Origin of the sequence: Pseudarthrobacter sp. C1 (assembly GCF_034720455.1) — a bacterium.
In the GTDB taxonomy this organism is placed as follows: domain Bacteria; phylum Actinomycetota; class Actinomycetes; order Actinomycetales; family Micrococcaceae; genus Arthrobacter.
In genome coordinates, this window is sequence record NZ_JAYESK010000004.1 from 257,863 (window position 1) to 281,423 (window position 23,561).

At 65.7% G+C, this 23,561-nt stretch carries 16 protein-coding genes; 8 read left to right on the forward strand and 8 right to left on the reverse strand.

Annotated elements, in window-relative coordinates; all coding sequences use genetic code 11:
* Positions 1-27: 27 nt before the first annotated feature.
* Positions 28-1,542 carry a glycerol kinase GlpK gene (gene glpK / locus U7114_RS08850; protein ID WP_323057123.1) on the forward strand — a complete coding sequence of 505 codons (1,515 nt, stop codon included), beginning with the start codon at positions 28-30 and terminating at the stop codon, positions 1,540-1,542.
* 99 nt (positions 1,543-1,641) lie between these two features.
* Here glpK and U7114_RS08855 read toward each other — a convergent pair whose 3' ends face one another.
* Genes U7114_RS08855 through U7114_RS08870 form a run of 4 tightly spaced genes read right to left on the reverse strand, consistent with a single transcriptional unit; the run spans position 1,642 to position 9,331 of the window.
* Positions 1,642-2,538 (reverse strand): hypothetical protein, encoded by an 897-nt coding sequence (locus tag U7114_RS08855; RefSeq protein WP_323057124.1) that lies wholly within the window; start codon positions 2,536-2,538, stop codon positions 1,642-1,644.
* A gap of 31 nt (positions 2,539-2,569) precedes the next feature.
* Entirely contained in the window at positions 2,570-5,710 is a 3,141-nt protein-coding gene (locus U7114_RS08860) for an efflux RND transporter permease subunit (RefSeq protein WP_321213605.1), read from the reverse strand.
* A gap of 1 nt (position 5,711) precedes the next feature.
* Positions 5,712-6,161 (reverse strand): hypothetical protein, encoded by a 450-nt coding sequence (locus tag U7114_RS08865; protein ID WP_321213604.1) that lies wholly within the window; start codon positions 6,159-6,161, stop codon positions 5,712-5,714.
* On the reverse strand, positions 6,158-9,331 hold the full coding sequence (locus tag U7114_RS08870; RefSeq protein WP_323057125.1) for an efflux RND transporter permease subunit: 3,174 nt from the start codon (positions 9,329-9,331) through the stop codon (positions 6,158-6,160). The genes U7114_RS08865 and U7114_RS08870 overlap by 4 nt, the downstream gene beginning before the upstream one ends.
* 540 nt (positions 9,332-9,871) lie before the next feature.
* Here U7114_RS08870 and leuS point away from each other — a divergent pair.
* The 5 genes from leuS to holA all read left to right on the forward strand — a co-directional run bounded on the left by leuS (position 9,872) and on the right by holA (position 17,616).
* Positions 9,872-12,406, forward strand: a complete 2,535-nt coding sequence (gene leuS / locus U7114_RS08875) for a leucine--tRNA ligase (RefSeq protein ID WP_321213602.1) — start codon at positions 9,872-9,874, stop codon at positions 12,404-12,406.
* 56 nt (positions 12,407-12,462) lie between these two features.
* Positions 12,463-13,476 (forward strand): DegV family protein, encoded by a 1,014-nt coding sequence (locus U7114_RS08880; protein WP_323057126.1) that lies wholly within the window; start codon positions 12,463-12,465, stop codon positions 13,474-13,476.
* Between the two features lie 49 nt (positions 13,477-13,525).
* On the forward strand, positions 13,526-14,419 hold the full coding sequence (locus tag U7114_RS08885) for a ComEA family DNA-binding protein (protein WP_323057127.1): 894 nt from the start codon (positions 13,526-13,528) through the stop codon (positions 14,417-14,419).
* 315 nt (positions 14,420-14,734) lie between these two features.
* Entirely contained in the window at positions 14,735-16,666 is a 1,932-nt protein-coding gene (locus tag U7114_RS08890; protein ID WP_323057128.1) for a ComEC/Rec2 family competence protein, read from the forward strand.
* On the forward strand, positions 16,600-17,616 hold the full coding sequence (gene holA / locus U7114_RS08895) for a DNA polymerase III subunit delta (protein ID WP_323057129.1): 1,017 nt from the start codon (positions 16,600-16,602) through the stop codon (positions 17,614-17,616). The genes U7114_RS08890 and holA overlap by 67 nt, the downstream gene beginning before the upstream one ends.
* A gap of 121 nt (positions 17,617-17,737) precedes the next feature.
* Here the strand turns inward: holA and rpsT are convergent, their stop codons facing one another.
* Entirely contained in the window at positions 17,738-17,998 is a 261-nt protein-coding gene (rpsT, locus tag U7114_RS08900) for a 30S ribosomal protein S20 (RefSeq protein WP_011692086.1), read from the reverse strand.
* Positions 17,999-18,167: 169 nt separating this feature from the next.
* Positions 18,168-18,743, reverse strand: a complete 576-nt coding sequence (locus U7114_RS08905; RefSeq protein WP_323057130.1) for a type II toxin-antitoxin system PemK/MazF family toxin — start codon at positions 18,741-18,743, stop codon at positions 18,168-18,170.
* A gap of 187 nt (positions 18,744-18,930) precedes the next feature.
* Here U7114_RS08905 and lepA point away from each other — a divergent pair, with 187 nt between their 5' ends.
* Positions 18,931-20,784 carry a translation elongation factor 4 gene (gene lepA, locus U7114_RS08910; RefSeq protein ID WP_199775233.1) on the forward strand — a complete coding sequence of 618 codons (1,854 nt, stop codon included), beginning with the start codon at positions 18,931-18,933 and terminating at the stop codon, positions 20,782-20,784.
* Positions 20,785-20,820: 36 nt separating this feature from the next.
* Positions 20,821-22,050, forward strand: coding sequence for a radical SAM family heme chaperone HemW (gene hemW / locus U7114_RS08915; RefSeq protein ID WP_323057131.1), 1,230 nt, complete (start codon positions 20,821-20,823; stop codon positions 22,048-22,050).
* A 65-nt stretch (positions 22,051-22,115) separates the two neighbouring features.
* On the opposite strand, the gene U7114_RS08920 is transcribed toward hemW, so the two are convergent.
* Together U7114_RS08920 and U7114_RS08925 are read right to left on the reverse strand one after the other, a co-directional pair.
* Positions 22,116-22,538: a DUF4870 domain-containing protein gene (locus U7114_RS08920; RefSeq protein WP_321213596.1), complete on the reverse strand. Its 423-nt coding sequence runs from the start codon at positions 22,536-22,538 to the stop codon at positions 22,116-22,118.
* Between the two features lie 149 nt (positions 22,539-22,687).
* Complete coding sequence (locus U7114_RS08925; RefSeq protein WP_323057132.1) at positions 22,688-23,536, reverse strand: DUF3097 domain-containing protein; 849 nt, start codon at positions 23,534-23,536, stop codon at positions 22,688-22,690.
* Positions 23,537-23,561 lie beyond the last annotated feature (25 nt).

Genomic DNA, 23,561 nt, shown 5'->3' on the forward strand with positions numbered 1-23,561 from the left:
ACACCATTACAGACAAGGACGTCAACCATGAACCAGTACGTAATCGCCATCGACCAGGGAACCACCAGCACCCGTGCCATCGTCTTCGACCACAGCGGGAGCATCGTGTCCTCCGGGCAGATGGAGCACGAACAGATCTTCCCGCAGGCCGGCTGGGTGGAGCACGACCCGGCCGAAATCTGGAACAACACCCGGGAGGTCATTGCCTCAGCGCTGTCGAAGGCGAACCTGACACGGCACGATATCGCCGCAGTCGGCATCACCAACCAGCGTGAAACTGCGGTGGTGTGGGACAAGACCACCGGTGAGGCCGTCTACAACGCCATCGTCTGGCAGGATACCCGCACCCAGGACATCGTGGACGAGCTGGCCAAGGATGGCGGACCGGACCGCTTCAAGCAAAAAGTGGGCCTCCCGCTGGCCACGTACTTCTCCGGAACAAAGATCAAGTGGATCCTGGACAACGTGGAGGGCGCCCGCGCCAAGGCTGAGGCCGGCGACCTGGTCTTTGGCAACACCGACTCGTGGGTCCTGTGGAACCTGACCGGCGGAGTGGACGGCGGGGTTCACGTCACGGACGTCACCAACGCCTCCCGCACGCTGTTCATGGACCTGGATACCCTGCAGTGGGATGAGGAGATCCTTGGCATCTTCGGTGTTCCCCGGACGATGATGCCCGAGATTAAGTCCTCCTCGGAGGTGTACGGCACCGTGCACACCTCCCAACTCCTGCGGGAGGTTCCCGTTGCCGGGATCCTCGGGGACCAGCAGGCCGCCACGTTCGGCCAGGCGGCCTTCGAGGCAGGCGAGGCCAAGAACACGTACGGCACGGGCTGCTTCCTGATCTTCAACACCGGCGAGGAGATCGTCCACTCCAAGAACGGGCTGCTGACGACGGTGGGCTACAAACTCGGTGACGCTGCGCCGCACTACGCCCTGGAAGGTTCCATCGCTGTCACCGGCTCGCTCATCCAGTGGCTGCGTGACAACCTGGGCCTGATCAGCAGCGCACCTGAGGTGGAAACCCTGGCTGCGTCCGTGAAGGACAACGGCGGCGTGTACATCGTGCCGGCCTTCTCGGGTCTCTTCGCACCCTACTGGCGGTCCGATGCGCGCGGCGCCATCGTGGGACTGACCAGGTTCGTCAACAGGAACCACATCGCGCGTGCCGCGCTGGAGGCCACCGCCTTCCAGACGCGGGAGGTCCTGGACGCTGTGAACGCGGACTCCGGCGTTCCGCTGACCGAGCTGAAGGTCGATGGCGGCATGGTGGCCAATGATGCGCTGATGCAGTTCCAGGCGGACATCCTGGGCGTCCCCGTCATCCGGCCAAAGGTAGTGGAGACAACCGCGCTGGGTGCCGCCTACGCCGCCGGCCTTGCCGTCGGGTTCTGGAAGGACCTGGGGGAGTGCTCGGCCAACTGGTCCGAGGACAAGCGCTGGGAACCGCAGCTGGACCAGGCGGAGCAGGACCGGCAGATGCGGCTTTGGAAGAAGGCCGTCACCAAGTCCATGGACTGGGTTGACGAGGACGTGCGCTAGGCGCCCCTGCCGGCAGCGGATGGCGAAGAAGGAGGGCGGCACGGGTGCCGCCCTCCTTCTTGCGCCGGCTTCATGCCGGCCAGGAACTTCCTCTGCCTCTCAGTAGTTGAGTTCGGCCCGCGGCGTCTTGGCATAGACGCTGCGGCTGACCTCGTATCCCCTTTCGTCCAGTTCCAGGGCCTGCGCGTTGACGGCCGCGAACTTCTCGGCGTTCAATTTCCGCACTTTCACCAGATCCATGAATTCCTGGTCTTCACCGCCAACGGCAGTGACCTTTATCAGCCCGGTTCCGGGTGAGTAGAACTTCCGCTGGTGTCCGGCCTCGGGCGGTTCCAGGGGGTTGTATTCGTCGATCACCAGGACGTCGTAGTAGCACCCGGTGGGAACGCAGACTTCCTGGTTTGTCTTGAACACTGTCCCGCAGTCGAGGAAATCAACCTTGGGTGCGTAGGCCTGGACGTAGGAGGCCGTGCCCGTCTCGGGCTTTGCCTGCATGGCGATGCCCGCCTGTGCCTTGGCGAGCCCGCTGATGAAGGTGCTTGGGGCGCCCACGAACTCGCCGTTTTCGTATTCCTCAGGGTATTCGCCAAACAGCCACACATCCCCGGCACGGGTCTGGGCAAAGAAGGCCAGTTCGGACTCCACCAGTTCACCGTCAGAGTAGTCACGGTCCCACATCACACGGGTGGTCACGCCGTCGATTACCTTCGTCAGGCCGGTGACCGTATGGACCACCTTGTGCGCCTGTACGCCGTCAGCCGATGTCACGGTGCCCACCGTGGTGAACTGCATGCCCGGCTTGAGCGGGAACCACTTGTTGTCGATCCGCGGATATTCCGGGAAGGCGGACCGGTCGAAATTAATCGCGGACCCTTCGCCGCAGAGTTCTTCGGCTGCCGGCGCGGCCGCCGTTGGTGCCGAGATCACCGTCAGCGACCCGAAGGCCAGCAGCAGCGCGGACCCGTATGCTGTGAGGCGGCGTGCCAAAAGCGTCATCTCAGTGCCTTTCATACTGGTTGGAAGAGGACTACACCGCAGGGGCCGGCTGCAGTTCGGGGGTGCTGCGCCGACCGCGGCCGCCCTTGGCGAAGCGGAGGTACAGCGAGGGGACGATAAACAGGTTGACCAACGTCGACGTGACGAGCCCGCCCAGGATCACCACCGCCATCGGATGCTCAATCTCGTGGCCCGGGATGTTGCCCATGACAACGAGCGGCACCAGGGCCAGCGCGGTGGCCAGCGTGGTCATCAGGATCGGCGACAACCGCTCTGCAGCCCCCCGAAGCACCAGCTCCGGCCCGAAGGGGACGCCTTCGAACTGTTCAAGGTGCTGGCAGTGGTTGATGAGCAGGATGCCGTTGCGTGCCGCGATCCCCATCAGCGTCAGGAAGCCGACCAGGGAACCCAGGGACAGGATTCCGCCGCTGAGGTGCGCAGCGATCACCCCGCCCACAAGCGCCACCGGGAGGGTCAGGATGGCCAGGGTGGCAAGCCGCCAGCTCCTGAAAGCAGCCTGCAGGAGAAGGTAGACAACGATGAGTGCGACGATGGAGTAGAGCATCAGGCGCTGCGATGCGGCCTGCCGTTCCGCGTATTCGCCGAGGACAACGGCGCTGTAGCCGACCGGGAACTGGACTGATTTCATGCCGTCCTGCAGCTTCTCCACCACCTTGGCCAGGTCGCCTTCCTTGACGTTGGCGCTGACATCGATGCGCCTTGACCCTTCGGAACGTTCAACGACGTTGGGTGTCGGCTTGACCGAAACGGCCGCCACGTCAGCCAACCGGATCTTCTGCCCGGACGGCGTATCCAGCACGAGGTTCTCTATGCTTGTGACGCTCGTCCGGACCTCCGGCGGGCTCCAGACCTGGACGTCGTAGGCTTTGCCGTCACGGTAGATGTCGCCCACCTCTTCGCCGGCCACCATGGTGGCCGCCGCCCGGCGCACATCGCCCGGCTTCAGTCCGTAGCGGTTCGCTGCGTCCAGGTTCACCTCCACATCAATCTGCGGAATGTTGGACTGGAGCGCGACCTTGGCACCGATGGCCCCGTCAATGCCGCCGAGGATCTCCTTGATCTTGTCGGCTTCCTGGCGAAGTATCGAAAGGTCGTCGCCGTAGACGCGGACGACGACGGCATAGCCGGTCCCCGTCAGCACCTCACGGATGCGTTCCTTGAGGTAGGTCTGCACGTCCCTTTGGATACCGGGGTAGCCGGCCACTACAGACTCGACCGACTTCAGCGTGGAATCGTAGTCCACGCCCGGGTCTACGCTGATCCAGTTCTCACCAAAGTAGACACCCACCACTTCATCAGCGTTGAAGGCCTGGCCGGTGTGGGATCCGCAGTTGTTCACGCCCTGGATGGTCATGAGTTCCTTGCAGGCCAGCTGGCTGACCCGGACTTCTTCGGCGTTGGACGTACCTGGTTTGGTAAGCCAGTGCATGAGGAAATCGCGTTCCTTGAAGGAAGGGAGCAGGGATTGGCCCAGCAACGGTGCCGCCACTATGCCCACCATGCCGAAGGCGGCCAAGGCGAGGTAACCGGGAATTGGCCGCCGGACGATGGGCCGGAGGGCCTTGCTGTACCAGCGCTTGAGGACCCTGACCACGGGCGGATCCCTGTCCTCCAGCTTGGCGTTCCGGAGGAAGATGTATGCCAACGCGGGGGTCACCGTAAGGGCCACGAGCATCGACGCGAACACTGCCAACGTGTAGGCCGTGGCCAGCGGCCGGAAGAAGGCCCCCGTCAGCCCGTCCAGGAAGAAGATCGGAACCGTGGCCGCGACGATGATCAGTGTGGCATAAACGATGGGTCCCCGGACCTCCAGGGACGCGTTGACCACAACCCTCGCCGTGCTTCCCGTGCCCCCGGTTGCCCGGTGGTGCCGAAGGCGCCTGACGATGTTTTCGACGTCGATGATGGCATCGTCCACCACCACCCCGACCGCAATCACCAGCCCCGCAAGCACCATGGTGTTGACTGTGCCGCCGGTCCAATAGAGCACAAGGGCAGCCGCCACCAGCGACAAGGGGATGGCCAGCACGCTGACCAGCGCCGTCCGCCACTGGAAGAGGAAGACACTCAACACCATGATGACAAGCAGGCAGCCAAGGAGAAGGGCGACGCCCAGGTTATTGAGGGATTCCTCGATGAATGTTGCCGGCCGGAAAATCGTGGTGTCCACGGCAATTCCGGTCAGGCCGGGTTCGAGTTGCTTCATTGCCTCTTCAACGCCCCGGGTGACTTCAAGGGTGTTTCCCCACGGCAGTTTCTCCACGATCAGCATCAGGCCCGGGCCGCCGTTGATCACTGCGTCACCAATAAGCTGCTGGTGGTCCTCCACGACATTTGCCACGTCGCCCAGCTTCAGTGGTGGCTGCCCCTCCCGGTCCTCCAGCGCCACCTGGGCGAGGTCTTCCGGGGTGGTGATGGGCTGGACGTGGCGGATTCCGATGGATTGGCTGGGCGTGTCCAGGGATCCGCCGGTGCCGATCATGGCACCCGAGGAGTAATGGAGGAGCCCGGCATCCAGCGCATTGGCCGTAGAATTCATCACTGTTTCCAGGCTGACCTTGTGGGTCGCCAGCCTGGCGGGATCCGCCTGGACCTGCAGCATCTGGAGGCGTTCGCCCCAGATTGCCACGTTCGCCACACCCGGAACGCGGAGCAGATGGGCCCTGATGTTCCAGTAGGAGATCATGGACATCTCGATCAGGGACCGCGTGTCGGAGGACAGGCCGATCTTCATCACCCGGCTGGTGGAGGACAGCGGTTGCAGCATCACCGGCGGGGCTGCCCAGGTGGGCAGGGTGGGAATGACTGTCGCCATCCGTTCGGATACCAGCTGGCGTGCAGTCAGCAGATCCGTGCCGTTCTCGAATTCCATGACGATCGAGGACAACTGCGGGACTGACTTGGAGCGCATGTGGTCGAGGCCGTCTATGCCGTTGAAGGCCTCCTCCATGGGAACCGATACCAGTTCTTCAACCTCCGCGGCCGTTAGGCCAAGGCATGCTGTCTGGACCTCGACTTTTGGCGGCGCGAATTCAGGGAAGACATCCACTGAGGCGTTGCTGAGCTGGGCGCCGCCAACCATCATCAGAGCCGCCGCCAACGCGATGACGATGGATCTGAAGCGGAGGCTGGCGGCGACTATCCGGCGCATGTCATTTGCCCGTGACGAACTCTGCGCCGAACAACTCAGCGGCGGCCACGGTCACCACTTGGGAACCCACTGCGGGACCTGCGCTGGCGGTGACAACACCAGCCTCCACTTTGGTCACGGTGACGGCCTGGCGTTCAAACACCCGTGGTTCGGGGTTCCCGTAAACCCAGGTCTTCCCCTCGGCGTCGTAAAGCAGGGCAGCGTAGGGGAGGAGGATGCCTCCATCCGCCGGCTTGACGGTCTCCGTGAGCAGTTCAAGCCGTTCAATGGCCCGCTGGCTGAGCGTTATGCGTGCAATTCCCGTGGTGGCGTTCTTCTCCACCTTGGCAGGCGCTTCGGCTGCAGACTCCGCCTGCGCTGTGGATTGGGCGCAGGCCGGCAGTGAAGACAGCAGGGCGGCGCAGACGGCAGCTGCGACTGGCAGGCGCCGAAGGAGGCTTTTGCTGGTCATGATACTTTCACCTTTTCCGGCATCGACATGACTGGATGTTCTGATTCGTAGACTTCCGACCACTCTTCGGGCTCGGTGCGGGGACCGAACCACAGGGTGAGCAGCGGGAGGATGAAGAGCCCCACGAGCGTTGTGGTCACCAGGCCACCGGCCAGGATCAGCAGCATCGGCCCTATCAAGGCTTGGCCGACCGTGCCGCCCATGAAGGCGGGCGGTATCAGCACAAGCAGCGTGATGATGGCCGACTTCAGGACTGGCGACACGCGGTCCCGGGCTGCCTGCATGACCACGTCTGTGCGCGAAGCTCCGGCAGTCTCCCGCCAGATCTCGTCGACGCGTGCGGACAACAGGGCTGCGTTGCGCGCGGCGATGGCAAGGACGGCAGCAAACGCTGTCAGTGACAGCCAGGACAGCGACGCCGATCCGAACCAGGCCGCCACCGCTGCTCCGGACATCGCGGCGGGAAGGGCCAGGAAGGTGGCGACAGCCAGTTTCCAGCTCCTCACCGCTGTCTGGAGCAGAAGCAGCACAGCCAGGGCGGCAGCAACTCCGAGTCCGTGCACCAAGGTATCCGCGGCCTGGAGTTCACCATATTTCGTGGGGATCTCGGCGTGGTACTCGAGCGGGAACTCGATTTGCTGGACGGCTGCCTGGATGTCCCGCTGAATATCTTCCAAGGGGCGTCCGCTGATGTCGGCGACAATGTCGATGCGCCGCGACGTAGCATCGTGCTGGACCACGACTTCACTCGGGACCATCCGCACGTCGGCGATCTGCCCCAGTTGGATGTGGCCGCCGTTGGGGGTGTCAAGGAGCAGCTCACGGATGCTTGTCAGGTCATCCCGGACGCCAACGGCCCCCCGGATAACCACTTCGAAAACCTTCTGCTGTTCAAAGAGGTTCCCAACCACGATGCCCTGCATCAGGGTCGCAGCGGCGCGCCTTGCGTCACCGGGCTTGATACCTGCCTTTTGGGCGGCTTCGAGGTTGACCTGGACCTCCACTATCGGGGTCACGGCCGGTGCGTCGATGGTCGGGTTGTTCACCCCGTTGATCTTTTGGAGGGCCTGGCGGACCTCTTCTGCCTTTTTACGCAGCACCGGCATTTCCGTTCCAAAGACCCGGACCGCAAAGTCCGGTTCCATGCTGGAGCGTACATCTCCGATGGTTTGCTGCGAGTAGTTCATCACGTTGTGCGCGATGCCAGGGTAACCCTGGACCACTTCCCGCACGGCACGCTCGGTTTCGCCGAAGTTGGCGCCCCGGTCGATCGACACCCACAGCTCGGCGGAGCTGTTGCCTACCACCTGGTCTGCTGAAATGGCGCGTCCCAGGTGCCCGCCGACTCCGGAGACCCCCGGAAGGGCCCGAAGTTCCTCGGCGGCCTTGGCGGCAACCCGCTGGACTTCATCGTTGGAGGTCCCGGCCATGGTGTCCCACTGAACCAAAAGCGTGCGGTCAGGCATCGTGGGAACAAGTTGCCTGTTTTGCGTCAGCTGGGAACCGGCTACGATCCCCAGCATTCCCACAACCACCACCACCGCGACGGCAAGGCCTTTCCGGGGACCGATTCCGTCCAGCGCGCGGCCGTAGTAGGCCTTCGCGCGTCCTACAGCGGGAAGTTCCCTGGCCGGAGCAGTCTTCGGCGGAAGCAGGAAGTACGCCAGCACGGGCGTCACGGAGAGGCCAACTATCAGTGCGGCGGCGAGGGTCAGCGCAAGTGACCAGAACAGCGGGGTGAAGAACGAGCCGCCGACCCCGGTCAGAAAGAGCGTGGGAACGAGGACAACCACCATGATGAGCGATGCGTGGAACAGCGGAGTGCGGATTCCCTTCGCGATGAGGCTGATCCTCGACCTTGGGGAAGTTCCCGGCTTCGCCACATCCTGGCCCGAGGCCAGCCGCCGGTGGGCCTGGATGTCTTCCACAATGTCGCCCACGATTACCGATGTGCCGAGCAGAACCCCGAGCAGGATGGCGATGTTGAGTGTTGCATTCTGGGCGAACAGCACAACTGCGGCCGTCGTGACCGTCGTGGCGATGGCCACGAGCGCAATCACAGCCGCACGCCAGGAGCGGAAAAGCAGCCAGAACAGGGCTACGGCAATCAGCAGGCTGATGAGCAGGGAGAGGCCCAGGCTGTCGACGGATTCCTGGACGCCGGTTGCCGGCCGGAAGACGGACGTGTCGATCTGGATCCCGGTGAGGCCCGGCTCCATGTCCTTCAGCGCGGCTTCAACGTTGCGGGTGACTTCCAGTGTGTTGGTGCCCGGGAACTTTTCGACGACCAGCATCAGGCCTGCACCTGAGCCGGCCACGGCGTCCCCGATCAGCGGCTGGTGGCCTTCCTTGACCTGGGCGATGTCGCCCAGGAGCACCGGCGGGTCCGCTTCCTCCACGCTGACCTTTGCCAGGTCGGCCGGGGTGCGGATAGGGAGGACGTGCTGGATGCCAAGGCGCTGGTTGGGTGACTCCACGAAGCCGCCGGTACCCGGCGTGGATGCCTCCAGGAAGCTCAGCGGCGAAACCCAGACGGCGTTGCCCGTGGTCTTGACCAGCTGCTCAAGGGTTATGCCCTTGTCGCGGAGCTGCGTGGGAGTGACTTCAACTTGCAGCTGCTGTTCGCGCTGGCCCCAGATAGACACGTTTGCGACGCCCGGGATGCCTATCAGGCGCGGCTTGATCTTCCACCGGGCCAGGACGGACATGTCGATGCCCGAGAGCTCGGTGGAGTTCATCTTGATCATCATCACGCGGCTCGTGGACGACATCGGCTGCATGATCAGGGGCGGCGAGGAGACGTTGGGCAGCGCGTGGGCCTGCGTCATCCTTTCCGCCACCAGCTGGCGTGCACGCAGGACGTCCGTACCGGGCTCGAAGACGAGTTCGATGGACGACAGGCCGGGAACGGACTTGGAGCGTATCTCGTCCAGCCAGGCCACGCCATTAAGAAGGTCCGCCTCCATGGGGGCGGTGATGAGCTGTTCGACCTCAGCGGCGGAAAGCCCGAGGGCTTCGGTCTGGATCTCGACTTGTGCGGGGGCGAACTCCGGCATCGTGTCCACAGCCATATGTGGAATGTTTACTACGCCAAAAGTAATAAGGCCCGCTGCGATCGCGAGAACCAGAATCCGAAACTGCATGCTGAACCGGGTAACCCAGCCAAACATGGTTCGTCACCCGTTGGATTCTCGGCCGGGGTTAGACGAAGGGTAAGACCCGCGGCTACTTTGCTGCGGGTGTAACTGGCATGAATACATTTCAGGCTCCTACGCCGGAGACCAGTCAGTTTCCCCCTCAGACTTGGTCATTACAATGCACCTGCCCTGCCACTGTTGGCAAGGGGGGAAAGCACACAAGTTCGCAGCTGTAGGGGGTAGGGGAGGGCACGTGGTTTTGCGGGTTGCGGCAGTAGGGGGACACGTAATCCTGCGGGCCGTTCCAGTAGGGGGACTCGTACCCTCGGGGTCCTGACGGAGGCCGTCATTCCCGGCAGGCCCCCGGCGATGTTCCTTCCCGGGTGCGCTAAAGTGGTTTCATGCGTGCGATCCTTCTGCTTAGCCAGCCGCCCGGTATCCGGACCAACGGATAGCGTGCGGCAGCCCCTCCATGGTGAGGGGCTTTTGTGTGTCCGGGAGCGTCCGGTGACAGCAGGAGGATCAGGCCGTTATGGCAGCACAGATGCCGTAACAGAACAGAAGAGGGCAGCAGTGGGCGTTCAGCCGGAGACAGAGACCGGAACAGCAGCAACAGTGTCAGCGGAGGTGCCCGAGGAGGGCACCTACAGCTTCACGGCGATGGAGGCCAAATGGCCGCAGGTGTGGGAAGACCTCAAGGTCTTCACCCCTGTCGACGACGGGTCCCGGGAGCGGCGCTACGTGCTGGATATGTTCCCGTACCCTTCGGGCGACCTCCACATGGGCCATGCGGAGGCGTTCGCCATGGGTGACGTGGTGGCCCGCTATCTGCGCCAGAAAGGATTCGACGTCCTCCACCCGATCGGCTGGGACTCCTTTGGCCTTCCGGCGGAAAACGCTGCCATCAAGCGCAACGCCCACCCCAGCGAGTGGACCTACGCCAACATCGACACCCAGGCCGCGTCCTTTAAGCGGTACGCCATCTCGGCCGACTGGTCGCGCCGGCTGCATACCTCGGATCCCGAGTACTACCGCTGGACCCAGTGGCTGTTCAAGCGTTTCTACGAGCGCGGGCTGGCATACCGCAAGGACTCCCCGGTCAACTGGTGCCCCAAGGACCAAACGGTGCTGGCCAACGAACAGGTAGTCAACGGTGCCTGCGAGCGCTGCGGCACCACCGTCACCAAGAAGTCCCTCAACCAGTGGTACTTCAAGATCACCGAATACGCCGACAGGCTGCTTGACGACATGGAGCAGCTCCGCGGCCACTGGCCCGAGCGCGTCCTGGCCATGCAGAAGAACTGGATTGGCCGCTCCGAGGGCGCCCACGTCAACTTCGTGATCGAGGCCGACGGCGGCAAGCCCGCCAAGGAGGTGACTGTCTTCACCACCCGCCCCGACACCCTGTACGGCGCGACGTTCTTTGTGGTGGCCGCGGACGCGCCGCTCGCCGTCGAACTCGTCACCGGGGAGCACGCCGCGGCCCTGGACGAATACCGCGAGCAGGTCAAGGCGCTCTCCGAGATTGAACGCCAGTCCACTGAGCGGGAGAAGACCGGCGTCTTCACCGGCCGGTACGCCGTCAACCCGCTCAACGGGGAGAAGCTTCCCGTCTGGGCCGCTGACTACGTCCTGGCCGACTACGGCACCGGCGCGATCATGGCCGTGCCGGCCCACGACCAGCGCGACCTGGACTTCGCCCGCACCTTCGACCTGCCTGTCCGGGCAGTCCTGGACACGGGCGAGGAGGATCCTGCCGTTTCCGGCACGGCCACCACGGGCGAGGGCACCCTGATCAACTCGGGCGGGCTGGATGGCCTGCCCAAGGCGGAGGCCATCCCGGCCGCGATCGCCATGCTGGAACGCCAGGGCACCGGTGAGAAGTTCGTGAACTTCCGCCTGCGGGACTGGCTGCTCAGCCGCCAGCGGTTCTGGGGCACCCCGATCCCGATCATCCACTGCCCGTCCTGCGGCGAGGTTCCTGTCCCCGACGAGCAGCTGCCCGTCACGCTGCCGTCCGATTTGCGCGGTGAAGACCTGTCGCCCAAGGGCACCTCTCCGCTGGCTGCTGCCGAAGCGTGGGTCAACGTGGATTGCCCTTCCTGCCACGGCCCGGCCAAGCGGGATACCGACACCATGGACACCTTCGTGGACTCGTCGTGGTACTTCCTGCGCTTCGTTTCGCCGCACTACACGGAGGGGCCCTTCGACCCGGAGAAAATCAACGACTGGATGCCGGTGGGCCAGTACGTTGGCGGCGTTGAGCACGCGATCCTGCACCTGCTGTACGCCCGGTTCTTCACCAAGGTCATCCACGACCTCGGCATGATCGACGCCGACGAGCCGTTCAGCGCCCTGCTCAACCAGGGGCAGGTGCTCAACGGCGGCAAAGCCATGAGCAAGTCCCTCGGCAACGGTGTGGACCTCGGCGAGCAGCTGGACAAATACGGCGTGGATGCCGTCCGCCTGACCATGATCTTCGCCTCCCCGCCCGAGGACGACGTGGACTGGGCTGACGTTTCGCCCTCCGGTTCCGCCAAGTTCCTGGCGCGGGCGTGGCGCCTGGCCCAGGATGTGGCGAGCGAACCCGGCATCGACGTCACCAGCGGCGACCGCGCACTGCGCTCCGTTACGCACCGGACCATCGCCGACGCCGCCGCGCTGCTGGACGCCAACAAGTTCAACGTGGTGGTGGCCAAACTGATGGAGCTGGTCAACGCCACCCGCAAGACCATAGACGCAGCCTCCGGTGCCGGCGGCGCCGACCCCGCTGTGCGCGAGGCCGCTGAGGCCGTCGCGGTGATCCTGAGCCTGTTCGCGCCGTATACGGCTGAGGACATGTGGAACGTCCTGGGCCACCCGGCCTCCGTCGCGAATGCGGGATGGCCGGCCCATGACGCCTCCCTGCTGGTCCAGGACACCGTCACGGCAGTGGTCCAGGTCCAGGGCAAGGTCCGGGACAGGCTGGAAGTGTCCCCGAACGTCTCCGAGGACCAGCTGCGCGAACTGGCGCTTGCGTCGGAGAATGTCCAGCGGGCACTGGACGGCCGCGGCATCCGCACGGTGATTGTCCGCGCACCTAAACTGGTCAACATCGTCCCGGCCTAGCCGGACCGGGCCGCCGGAACAGCTCCGGCGGCCTGCAGTGACACCAGGAGGCCCCCTTGCCCGACCGCGACACCGCCGCCTGGCCCTGGCTCCGCGCACGCCTGGCGGCCATGCGCGCCAGGCAGGAGGCTGCCAGGCGGGACGATTCCGGAACACGGCCGGGCGCCGTCGTGCGTACTGCCGTGGTCACTGATTCCGCAGCTGCCTTGCCGCCGGAGTGGGTGTCCGCGCTCACGGGCGACGGCGTCCTGACGGTCATTCCGATGCCTGTGATGGTTGGGTCGGAGATCTATGGCGAGGGCGAAGACGACATCTCCGAAACCATCGCCCTGGCGTTGGCCGCCGGGACCTCCGTTAAGACCTCCCGGCCCTCGCCCGGCCAATTCGAGCAGGCCTACCGCGCTGCCCGGCAAAAGGGCTTCGAGGCGGTAGTCTCCATCCATATTTCCGGGGACCTGTCCGGGACGGCGGACGCGGCCCGGCTGGCTGCGGCGAGGGTGGACATCCCGGTGGAGGTCGTGGACTCCCGCACCGTTGGCATGGCTTTGGGCATGGCCGTCCAGGCGGCAGTGGGGGCAGCGGCCGACGGCGGTGGCGCTGCGGCCGTTGCCGCTGCCGCGGCTGGACAGGCAGGACGGACCAAGGTGTATTTCTACGTCCCGAGCCTGGAGCAGCTGCGCCGCGGGGGCCGGATCGGTGCAGCCGCCTCGCTGCTGGGGACGATGCTGGCCATCAAGCCGATCCTGGCGGTGGAGGGCGGCAGGATTGTCCTGCTTGAGAAGGTGCGGTCTGCTGCAAGGGCTGTTGCGCGCCTGGAAGAGATCGTCGCCGCCGATGCTGCCGGCCGGCCGGCATCGGCCGTCCACCTTGCCATCCACCATTTCGGCAATCCCGACGAAGCCAAAAACCTGGCTGCACGCCTGGCCTTGGCCTTGCCGGGGTGCCCGCCGGCCCAGACCAGCCCGCTTCCCGCTGTCCTCGCGGCCCATGCCGGCCTGGGGGTCCTGGCCGTGATCGTGGGGGAAGAGCTGACGGAAACGGGCAGCCGTTCGGCAGGCCTTTCCACATAACGCGTGCCTGCCCTGTTGCCGCGCCCGGACGTTTCCCTAGCGTGAAGCCATGTCACGCCGGGACGCTGGAGAAGCAGGTGGTCCGGCGCGCCATGCCAGGAATCGCCTGCAGGCCGCCCTCGGGGAGGCTCCCGCGGGGCTGCTCCGGAACGGTAACGGGCCTTTTGAGTACCGGGGACCGGCCGGGGACCCGCCGGGGGCCTCCCCGCACTCCCCACCCGCCGGTTCCCGGCAGGACCTGGATCCTGCCGCCGCCACTCCCGTGGGATCCGTGCTCCGGTGGCGGCTGGGGCCGCGCCTCGCTGTGCTGCTGGGCATCCTCTCTGTTGCGGCGGGGGCATGGTTCTGGTGGCAGGTGGCATCAGGCCGTCCGGAGATCCTGCCCCTCAGCGGCATCAGCCCCGGTGGTCCGGTGGCAGACGGCGCCCCCGCGGGGGACCAGGGGACCGGAGGTGATCCTGAAGCTGCCAGGGACGCCCGCGGCGATGAATCCCCCGGATCGGTAGTGGTCCATGTGGCAGGGGCAGTGGCAAGGCCGGGCGTGGTTCAACTGCCCGCAGGAAGCCGGGTGCACGAGGCCATCGCGGCAGCAGGAGGCGGGGCGCCGGGAGCCGACCTGAACCGCCTGAACCTTGCCCTGGCCGTGGAGGACGGCCAGAAGATCCATGTTCCGCGGGAAGGGGAGGAGGTCCCTGCAGGCGGGCCGGATGGCGCTGGCCGGGATGGCGGCAGCGGTGCAATGCCGCCGGAAGGAAAAGTCAACCTCAACACGGCGGGCGTGGAGGAGCTGGATGCCTTGCCGAAAGTGGGTCCTGTCCTTGCCCAACGAATCGTGGACTGGCGCAAGGAGCACGGGGCATTCAAGAACGTCGAGGAGTTGGACGCCGTGGACGGCGTGGGACCCAAGATGCTTGAAGCATTGCTGCCACTGGTGACGGTGTGAGGCTCTGGCGGTATGGGGAGGCCCGGTATGAGAAGGCCCGGGCGAACCGTGATCCCGATGGGTAGTGGCAGGAAGACCTCCCGGACGAGTCCCTGGAGCCGTTACGTGCAGTCCGCTGTGAAAGGACCGGCTACTCCACCCGGTCCTGGGGGCAGCCGTGAAGCAGGCGCCCGCCTTCCCGGGACCCGTGACAATCCGGCAGTCCGCTCCGGGGATGCTCCTTTCGAGCGCCGGAGGCCGGGGCTTGCAGTGCCCTTCCGGCACCGTGTCCTGGAATATTGGAGCCGGATCCTAAAGGACACCTGGGCGCGGGCAGTGAAGGACGGGGCAGGGACAATCACCGGCACCCCCGGTGAGGCCCCGCGCCGCCGCACGGATGTCCGCCTCACCCTGCCGGCAGCCGCGGTGTGGGCTGCGTCAGTCGCCGGGCTCTGGCTGGCCCCTGCAGCCCTGGCGGTCGTATGTTGCGCAGCGGTGGCCTTGGGTCTGCACCTGCTGTTCCGCACGGCCCGGCCCTCCTTGCCCGGCCTCCGCCGGCGCAGGCTACGGGCAAACCCGGCAGGGGGAACCCGTACCGGGGGAACGGGGGCATCGGGAGGCGGGGCCTGCGAAGGAGGGGCGCCGGCAGCCAAAAATACTCCGGTTCGGCGGAGTTTCCTGGCCACCAGCGCGGTGGCACTCTTCCTGGCTGCCGCCGCGGCATCGCACTCGGCCGTCGCGTCCAGCCAGAGGTCCGAGGGTCCGCTGGCGGCGGCGATTGCGTCCGGGAAGTCGGTGGTGGCCGTGGTCGAAGTGGCGGGAGCCCCGCGCGCACTGGCGGCACCCGGCCAGGCAGGACCGCCCGAGCGTTGGTCGGTGCCCGTCTGGACACGGGATGTCAGCACCGGCGGCGTCCTGCTCAGGACGCGTGCCCACCTTGTGGTCATGGGCGGCCCGGCCTGGAGAACCCTTGTGCCGGGCCAGCTGGTCCGCACCGCAGGAAAGCTCCGCCCTCCTGATCCGGGCAGGGAGGAGGCCGGCACCCTCACTGCTTCCTCCCCGCCCGGGCGGCCCAACGAATCTCCGCTACTGCAGGGATCGGCCAAGGAACTGCGGGAACGGTTTGTTGCCGCAGCTTCCTTCCTCGCCTCTGATCCGGCGGGCCTCCTTCCCGGCATGGTCACGGGAGACACCAGCGCGCTGGATGAGGGCCTGAAGAACGCCATGAAAGGTGTGGGCATGACGCACCTGACAGCTGTCAGCGGGGCCAACTGCAGCCTGGTCCTCGGTGCACTGCTGTTGGCCTGCCGCAGCCTACGCCTGCCCCGGGTGCCGGCTGCTGTGCTGGCCGGGGCCGGACTGGGCCTGTTCGTGGTGCTTGTGGGTCCCGATGCGAGCGTACTTCGGGCGGCGCTGATGGGAGGTGTTGGACTGATCTCACTGGCAGGCGGGCGGTCCGGACGCGGGCTCAGCTTCCTGAGCGTGGCCGTGATCGCGCTGCTGCTGATCGACCCGGGCCTGGGATCGAGCTTCGGGTTCCTCCTGTCCGTCCTGGCCACCCTGGGGATCATTGTCCTCGGGCGCCGCATCATCGACTGGACGCCGGTGTTCATTCCGCGTTGGGTGGCGGCCGGGGTCGCAGTCCCCTTGTCTGCGCAACTGATGTGCGGGCCGGTTACAGTGCTGCTGCAACCCGAATTCTCAACGTACTCGCTGCTGGCCAATGTCATCGCTTCACCCCTGGTGGCTCCGGTGACACTTCTGGGGACCGCAGCCGTGCCCTTGGTAATTCCGGCTCCCTGGTCCGCCACAGCCCTGATCGCCGTTGCGGGTATCTTCACCGCCGGCATTGCAGCCACGGCAAGGTTCACCTCGCAGCTCCCGGGCGCATCACTTCCGTGGCCGGAAGGCGTTGCCGGGCTGCTCACCATGCTCTTCCTGTCAGCCCTCACGTTTGGAACGCTGTGGGCGGCCTCCCGGCCCCGCAGGTTCGGCCGCTGCGTCCTGGCTTCCCATCGGCGCGTTGTAGCCCTGATCGAGGCCCTTGAACCGGGCCAAGTCGGTACCCTGGACGGCCTTGGCCGCGGGTCAGGGCCCGGGCCGAGCCGGCCCGTGGTGCCACTGACGCCCGCCGGCTTGGACCGGACGGCCGGACGTGGCAGGCTGGAATACTCCACAAGACTTTCCGGAAGGAACCCACGATGGCCGCTGCGCAGAAGCGAGCAACCCGTTCCCCGGCATCGAATGCGGCCTCCTGGCGGGACGTAAAGCCCGCTGCGGTGGTGCTGGTCAGCGGCCCGGAGGAGTACCTGGGCATCAGGGCCATGGACCACATCCGTGCCCAGGTCCGGGCAACAGCCCCGGACGTGGAGGTCAGCCGCATCAATGCGGCCGCGTACGAGCCCGGCACCCTGCTGATGCAGGTCAGCCCGTCGCTGTTCGGCGAAAGCAAGCTCATCGAGGTCGAAGCCGTCGAGGCCATGAACGACGCCTTCCTCGCTGACGCGCTTCGGTACGTAGAACATACGGAACCCGATGCCGTCCTTGTCCTGCGGCACGGCGGGGGAGTCCGTGGGAAGAAACTCCTGGACGCAATCAAGAAGGACGGCTGGCCCGTGGTGGACTGCCAGCCCCTCAAGAAAGACGCAGACAAGGTGGCCTTCGTGGCGGCCGAGTTCAAGGCCGGCGGCCGCCGTATTGAGCAGGACGCGGTGCAGGCCCTGGTCAACGCTGTCGGCGCAAACCTCTCGGAACTTGCGGCGGCGTGCAGCCAGCTCATCGCCGATGCCGGGACCACCGTGACTTCAGATATTGTGGACCGCTACTACGGTGGACGCATTGAAGCGACGGCGTTCAAGGTGGCGGACGCGGCAATGGCCGGCAACGCTCCTTTGGCCCTGTCCACGCTCCGTCATGCCCTCGCCACGGGAGCAGACCCCGTCCCGCTTGTTGCCGCGCTGGCCGCAAAACTCCGTACCGTGGCCCGCGTTGCCGGTGCGTCGGGCTCCTCTGCCCAGATTGCCGCGGAACTGGGCATGCAGCCCTGGCTGGTGGAGCAGGCGCAGCGCGACGTCCGCCGGTGGACCCCGGATGGCCTGGTCAGGTCCATCCAGGCCACGGCCGAGGCGGACGCGCAGGTCAAGGGGCTTTCGCGTGATCCTGTGTATGCAGTGGAGCATGCGGTCACGGTGATCGCCATGTCGGTCCAGGGCCGCTGACAGTTCCGTTCGGATCCGGGCCCAAGCCTGGCATCCGGGGCCGCAATTCCGGGCCTTAAAGATGTGTGGCCGGCCCCCGAGGGGACCGGCCACAACCATCAGTTCAGTTGAACTGGAAACCTTACAGTGCGTTGACCTTCTTGGAGATCGCCGACTTGCGGTTCGCTGCGTTGTTCTTGTGCAGAACACCCTTGCTGACAGCCTTGTCCAGCTTGCGGCTGGCAGCAACCAGGGCAGCAGCAGCTGCATCCTTGTCCGTGGACTCAACGGCGGTGTTGACGGCGCGGATGGCCGTCTTCAGCTCGGACTTGACTGCGTTGTTGCGCAGGCGTGCCTTCTCGTTGGTGAGGATGCGCTTCTTCTGGGACTTGATATTCGCCACGTGTGAACTCTCTTTTTAATGCGGAAATGGTCTAGAGGGCTTTCAGATTGGCCATTGACTGAGCGGCGTGGGGATACCTATGGCGGCCAACCATCAGTGGCCGTCGACCTGCACGGACACACAGCTATAAAGAATAGCAGGTCAGCGGCAGGGCTGGCCATTTCGGTGTTTACGTCCAGCCGTGTCGGCTGCGCAGTCCGGCCGCCACGGTGTCGAAGCGCGCACGGTCCAGGACAGCACCTTCGCGCCGGATGGCGTCCGGCCGAAGCTGCACGATCCTGTCCAGCCGGGCTTCGCTGGCCCGGCCCTGCCTGTCCCAGGCGCCGGCGCCCAGGTCCACATAGTCCTGTGACACGGCCGATTCGGGGACACGGTCCCTGCTCGTGAGCATGACTCCCAACAGGTAACTGCCGCTGCGGCCCACCAAAAGCACGGGGCGGTCTTTTCCCCGGCTGTGGTCCTCTTCGTAGGGCACCCACGCCCACACCACCTCGCCCGGATCCGGTTCACCATCGGGCCTCGGTGCGTAGCGGACGCTGGACCGGCCCTGGAAGTCCCCGGGATATACATCGCCATCCACATCGCCGCCGCGGGCAGCGGCCGGCAGGCGGGCGTTGCCGGGCACAGGCGCCGCCCGGCCGGGGGAGGAGTCGGGGCCAGGCGCCGGGGGCGTCCTGGCTGCGTTGCGCAGTGCCCGGAGGCCTGTCCTGACGGCATCCTGCAGGGAGCGGAGATTGAGAACCATCCAGCAACCCTATAACCGCACCCGGTACGGGAGAGTGAAGGCAGGAACTCCGCTCAGGATGCGGTGGCGCGGGCCCTGACGTGGGACACTGGAGGTTGAAAATGTGCGGTCGGGCCGCAGCGTGCCATCGGCGCGTCCTGCCTGGTTGCCCAAAGCCATCAGTGAATGCCAACAGTAAGGACCCTGCGTGTCTCCCATGGCCCGCACCGCCCCGGTGCCCGCCGCGACAGATCCGGCCATCATTCGGAATTTCTGCATCATCGCGCACATTGACCACGGTAAGTCCACCCTGGCCGACCGGATGCTGCAGTTCACCGGAGTGGTCCAGTCCCGCGACATGAAGGCCCAGTACCTGGACCGGATGGACATCGAACGCGAGCGCGGCATCACCATCAAGTCCCAGGCTGTCCGCATGCCGTGGGAGCTGGATGGCGTCAGCTACGCGCTGAACATGATCGACACGCCCGGACACGTTGACTTCACCTACGAGGTCTCCCGCTCCCTCGCGGCCTGCGAGGGAGCAATCCTCCTGGTGGACGCGGCACAGGGCATCGAAGCCCAGACCCTCGCCAACCTGTACCTGGCAATGGAAAACAACCTGACCATCATCCCGGTCCTGAACAAGATCGATCTTCCTGCGGCACAGCCCGAGAAGTACGCGGCTGAACTTGCCAGCCTGATCGGCGGCGAACCGGAGGACGTGCTGCGGGTATCGGGAAAAACCGGCATGGGCGTTGAAGCGCTGCTGGACAAAATTGTTCGCGACCTCCCGGCTCCCCAGGGTGACGCCAATGCCCCGGCCCGCGCAATGATCTTCGACTCCGTCTACGACACCTACCGCGGCGTGGTCACCTATGTCCGTGTGGTGGATGGCATGCTGCACCCCCGCGAGCGCATCCAGATGATGTCCACGCGGGCCACGCATGAACTCCTCGAGATTGGCGTGAGCTCCCCGGAGCCGACGCCCTCGAAGGGCCTGGGCGTCGGCGAGGTGGGGTACCTCATCACCGGAGTGAAGGACGTCCGCCTGTCCAAGGTCGGCGATACCGTCACCAACCTCGCCAAGCCGGCCGCTGAATCCCTGCCCGGCTACGCCGATGCCAAACCGATGGTGTTTTCCGGTCTGTATCCGCTGGACGGCACGGACTATCCGGTGCTGCGCGATGCACTGGAGAAGCTGATGCTCAACGATGCCGCCCTGGTCTACGAGCCGGAGACCTCCGCGGCGCTGGGCTTCGGGTTCCGGGTGGGCTTCCTGGGACTGCTCCACCTTGAAATCACCCGCGAGCGGCTGGAACGCGAATACAACCTGGACCTGATTTCCACGGCCCCCAACGTGGAATACGAGGTGACGCTGGAGGACAAGAAAGTGGTCCACGTGACCAACCCCAGCGAATACCCCTCCGGCAAGATCTCCGAGGTCCGCGAGCCCATGGTGGCGGCCACCATCCTGGCACCGAACGAATTCGTCGGTGCCATCATGGAGCTGTGCCAGAGCCGCCGCGGCGTCATGGGAGGAATGGATTACCTCTCGGAGGACCGGGTGGAAATCCGCTACCGCCTGCCGCTCGCCGAGATCGTGTTCGATTTCTTCGACATCCTCAAGTCCAAGACCCGCGGCTACGGCTCGCTCGACTGGAAGGCCGACGGCGACCAGGTGGCGGACCTCGTCAAGGTCGACATCATGCTCCAGGGCGAACAGGTGGATGCCTTCTCCGCCATCACGCACCGCGACAAGGCCTACGCCTACGGCGTCATGATGACCACCAAGCTGCGCGAACTCATTCCCCGCCAGCAGTTCGAGGTGCCCATCCAGGCGGCCATCGGCTCCAGGATCATCGCCCGGGAAAGCATCCGCGCCATCCGCAAGGACGTCCTGGCCAAGTGCTACGGCGGCGACATCTCCCGTAAGCGCAAACTGCTGGAGAAGCAGAAGGAAGGCAAGAAGCGCATGAAGATGGTGGGCCGCGTTGAGGTCCCCCAGGAAGCCTTCATCGCCGCGCTCACCACGGACGAGTCCAAGGACAAGGCCAAGAAATAGTGGTCACAGCGGCCGGCGCCACCGGAGGCCCCTGCAATGCCTAGCACTCTTCCCCTCGGCGACCCGGCGCCGTCGGACGGTCTCCTGCCTCCCCAGGCAGCTGACGGTGCGGCGGGCCGGGCGTTCGGGCTTTACGTACACATTCCGTTCTGTGCCGTCCGCTGCGGCTACTGCGACTTCAACACCTATACCGCCACGGAGCTCGGCGGCGGGGCCTCGCAGGACGCCTATGCCGCCACGGCCGCCTCCGAAGTGTCCCTGGCAGCCAGGGTCCTGGCGGAATCAGGGCTTCCTGCGCGCCCGCTCAGCACGGTGTTTTTCGGCGGCGGCACACCCACCCTGCTTCCCGCCGAGGACCTCGCCCTGATACTGCGCCGCGCCATCGGACAGTGGGGAATCGAGGCCGGCGCCGAAGTCACCACGGAGGCGAACCCGGACTCCGTCACGCCTGAATCCCTTGCCATCCTGAAGGAAGCCGGCTTCACCCGCATCTCCTTCGGGATGCAGTCTGCAGTGCCCCATGTCCTCAAAGTGCTTGACCGGACCCACACCCCCAGCCGGGTCCCGCAGGTTGTGCAATGGGCCCGGGACGCGGGACTGGCTGTGAGCCTGGACCTCATCTACGGCACGCCGGGGGAGTCCCTGGACGACTGGCGCTACTCCCTGGAGACGGCACTGTCCTACCGGCCGGACCACATCAGCGCCTATGCGCTGATCATCGAAGAGGGAACCAAGCTCGCCGCCCAGATCCGCCGGGGCGAGGTTCCAGGAATCGACGACGACGACCACGCCGACAAGTACGAACTCGCCGACGTCCTCATCACCAAAGCCGGCCTGGGCTGGTACGAGGTCAGCAACTGGGCCCGCACGCCGGAGCAGGCCTGCCGCCACAACCTCGCCTACTGGCGGGGCGACGACTGGTGGGGGATCGGCCCCGGCGCCCATTCGCATGTGGGCGGCGTGCGGTGGTGGAACGTCAAACACCCCACGGCCTACGCCGGACGCCTCGCACAGGGAGTGTCACCGGCGGCCGGCAGGGAAACCCTGGACCAGGAGACCCGGAACGTCGAACGTGTGATGCTCGAGGCCCGTCTCCAGTCCGGCCTCGAAGTATCGTCGCTGGGCCAAGAAGGACGCCATGAGGTTGCGGGGCTGATCGCGGACGGCCTCGTGGATCCTGCTGCCGCGTTCAGGGGCAGGCTGGTCCTGACCCTCAAGGGCAGGCTGCTGGCAGACGCGGTGGTCCGCCGGGTCCTGCCGGACTGAACGGCACAAGGCAACGTGGGCCCGCGCCCGCCAGGGAACCCCGCGGGCGTGGACCCGTGCAGCCGCTACTTGATCCAGCGCAGGTTGTACTGGTAACGGTGCGGCTGGCCACGGTTGACATGGATGCCGGCCGCCACCGAGAAGCAGGTGAGCGCAATCCAGATGAGGGTGGCGATGACGGCAAAGATGTTGCCGATCACGGGGACGAAGACCACCAGGATGTTCGCCAGCAGGGCAGCAATGGTGGGCGGCAGGCTGAAATTCAGGGCTTCCTTGGATTCCTGTGCCGTGAAGGGCCCGCGGTCCCGGAAGATCAGGTAGATCAGCAGCGACGGAACGCAGCCCAGGATGCCCCCGAAGTGCGCCATGGTGGCCCATTGCCGGTCTTCGCTGGCTGTCAGGGGCAGCGCATTCGCGGGAACGCCGTGGTACTCCGAACGGCCCTGGCCGCCCGGGCTATCCCTGTGATCACGTGCGTTTTCTGCCACAGTCTGTTCCTTCTGAAGTGCAATGGTGCCGGCTAAGAAAGCTTATTGGGTGCGGCGGCCTGCAATGTTGCAGGATCCGCAGTACCAAGAATACTTGGTACCGGCCCCATACCTGCCCCGGGATGCGCGGGCCGGGGCAGAACCGTCCTTCAGGGCACGGTGAGGAAGTCGATGACTTCTTCGACCCTCCCCAGCAGCGAGGCTTCCAGGTCGGCGTACGTTCGGACGGCGCCGAGCAGTTTCTGCCAGCCAAGCCCGACGTCCTCCTTTGTGGCATGGGGCCAGCCGAACGCTGCGAGGATGCCGGTCTTCCAATCCTGCCCGCGCGGCACTACCGGCCACTGCTCAATGCCCAGGACCGCGGGCCGGATGGCCTGCCACACGTCCACGTAAGGGTGACCCACAATCAGGACGTTCCCTGCAGCTCCCGGCGAGGCCATGACGGCGTCCGCAATGCGGGATTCCTTGGAATCCGGCACCAGGTGGTCCACCAGGACGCCGAGGCGCCTGCCCGGTCCGGGCCTGAACGCTGCGACGGCCCCCGCCAGGTCATCAATGCCGTGCAGGGGTTCGACGACGATGCCCTCCACGCGCAGGTCGTCTCCCCAGACCTTTTCCACCAGTTCGGCGTCGTGCTTTCCCTCCACCCAGATCCGGCTGGCCTTGGCCACCTGTGCCCGCTGGCCGGCGACGCGGACGGACCCGGAGGCGGTCCGGCCGGCGACGGCGCCGGCGGCCTGCCGCGGGGCCGGGGGCAGGAGCTTGATGGCCCGGCCTTCGAGGAGGAATCCGAAACCAAGCCGGAAGGACCGGGATTTACCGCGCCGGTCCTCCAGGGCAACCACGTGCATGCCGCCGGATTTTTCCACCCGGGTCACGGCGCCCACCCAGCCGGACTGGACGTCCTCAAGGACCATTCCCCGTTCAACGGGAACCTCGGGCAGTTCAGTCTTTGCGGGAGCGGACAAGTCGCGTGGGCCCCAGTTCTGGTACTGCATGGTTTCACTCCGCCTAGCGTTCGGT